At 75.3% G+C, this 2259-nt stretch carries 1 protein-coding gene; it reads left to right on the top strand.

The genetic code is table 11. The features are described 5' to 3' along the window. Positions 1–2259 (top strand): alpha/beta fold hydrolase (locus tag I59_RS19050; RefSeq protein ID WP_049976518.1); only part of this gene is annotated, 2259 nt, incomplete at both ends.

Genomic DNA, 2259 nt, shown 5'->3' with positions numbered 1-2259 from the left:
CGCGGCCCTCGGGGACGTCGACGGCCGGGTGCACCTGCTCGGCGCGGTGCAGGACGAGGCGGCGGTGCAGCCCGAGGCGCCGGTGCTGGACGAGCCGACGGTGCTGGACGAGGCGGCGGTGCTGGACGAGGCGACGGTGCAGGGCGAGGCTGCTGCGGCACACGACGACGGGTTCGCGCCGGACCCGGCGCCACGACCCGGTGGGAGCGACCCGCTCGTCATCGTCTTCACCTCCGGGTCGACCGGCCTGCCGAAGGGCGTCGTCGTGACGCACCGGCAGCAGGTGCGGGACGCCGAGGCCGACGCGGTGGTGCTGGGCTTCGGGCCCGGCGACCGGCTCGGCATCGCGGCGCCGCTGTCGTTCACGGCCGGGCTCATGTACGCGCTCGCCGCGCTCATGGACGGCAGCGCGGTGGTCGTCCTGGAACCGCGGGACCGCGGCGTGGAGGGCACCCTCGCGGACCTCGAGGCGCACGGTGTCACCGCGATGCTCTGCACCCCGCACATGCTCCGGTCGATCGTCGGCAGCGTCGCCGGCGCCGGCCGTGGACCCCGGGCGGGACTCACCGGCCTCCGCATCGTCGTCACGGTCGGGGAACCGAGCACCGGCACCGACGTCGCCGCGGCTCGACCCCACCTCGGGCCGGACACGGTGCTCGTCAACGGCTTCGGTGCCAGCGAACTGGCGAGCGTGGCGTTCTGCCCCGTGGGTCCGGACGACGCGGTCCCCGACGGCGTCGTGCCCGCCGGTTGGCCGATCCCCGGCAAGTCGCTCCGGATCGAGCGCCCCGACGGCAGCCTGGCCGAGGTCGGCGAGACCGGTGAGCTCGTGGTCGTGGGCGACGGGCTGACCACCGGCTACTGGGGCGCACCCGACCAGACGGCGCAGCGCCTCGGCCGCACGGACGACGGCACCCCGACGTGGCGGCAGGGCGACCTCGCCAAGATCGACGAGGCCGGGCGACTGGTCCTCCTCGGCCGGGCGGACGACGCCGTGAAGGTGCGCGGCTACCTGGTCGAGCCGAGCGAGGTCGAAGCGGCGCTCCGGGCCGTGCCCGACCTCCTGGACGTCGTCGTCACGGCGCTCGCGGAGCCCCCGGCGGTGACCCGGCTGGTCGCGTACGTCGTGCCCCGGCCCGGCCACCGCACCCCGGCGCCCGCGGCGCTCCGCAAGGCGCTCCGGGAGCGCCTGCCCGAGTACATGGTGCCCGCGGCCATCGTCCCGATGACCGAGCTGCCGCGCAACGAACGCGGCAAGGTCGACCGGTCCGCACTGCCGGGCGCCCCCGAGGTCGAGGCGGACATGACCGAGGCGACGTACGACCAGTGGGAGCTCGTCCTCGGGCAGATCTGGGCCGAGGTGCTCGGGCTGCCGGGCGTGCCGCTCGACGAGGACTTCACCGCGCTCGGCGGCGACTCCCTGTCGGCCGAGGAGATGCTCGCGGTCGTCCAGGAGCGGCTCGGAGTGGACCTGCGGTCCTCCGAACTCCTCGAGCACCCCACCCTGCGCCAGTTCGCGCGTCGTGTCCGGTCCGGCACGAGCGCGCTGCCGAGCCACCCGGACGTCGTGAAGGTCTCCACCGCGCGGACGCCGGGCCGGCCGCCGGTCTTCTGCTTCGCGGGCGGCGGTGCGCTCGCCCTGACCTTCCTGCCGCTCTCGCGGCACCTCACCGAGCACGACGTCTACGCGTTCCAGCAGCACGGTCTCGAGCGCCGGGGCGTGCCGGACTGGAGCATCGAGCGGAGCGCCCGGCGCTACCTCGCGCTCATGCGGGTGGTGCAGCCGCGCGGCCCGTACCTGCTCGTCGGGCACTCGCTCGGCGGCCTCGTCGCGCTCGAGATCGCACGGCTGCTCGTGGAGAACGGCGAGCAGGTCGCGCACCTGGCGCTCCTCGACACCTACCTCCCGCGCACGAAGAGCGAGCAGGCGCGCCTGCTCTTCAGCCGGATGGAGCCGCGCCCGCCGCGGAACCCGGCCCTGCGTGCGCTGCGGACGGGTGTGGACCGCGTCGCGGGGCGCATCATGCCCGCGGGCGTCCCGTACGGCGCGCAGGCCGCGAAGCGCCTCCGTGCGTACGCCGCCGGCGTCGTGCGCTTCGGCGGGCAGGACGACTTCGACGCCTTCTTCGACCAGGCCGAGATCGTCACCCGACGGCACCACCCGACACCGTTCCGCGGGCGGTCGACCTACGTCCTCGCCGACGCGACCCCGATGCGGACGGCTGGGGCGCGATCCTCGTCGGTGACACGGCGACGGTC

It is taken from the genome of Curtobacterium sp. B8, from assembly GCF_000333315.1.
GTDB lineage: Bacteria > Actinomycetota > Actinomycetes > Actinomycetales > Microbacteriaceae > Curtobacterium > Curtobacterium luteum.
Note: the sequence above shows the minus strand (reverse complement) of the source record. Positions and strands in the feature narration are given on the sequence as shown.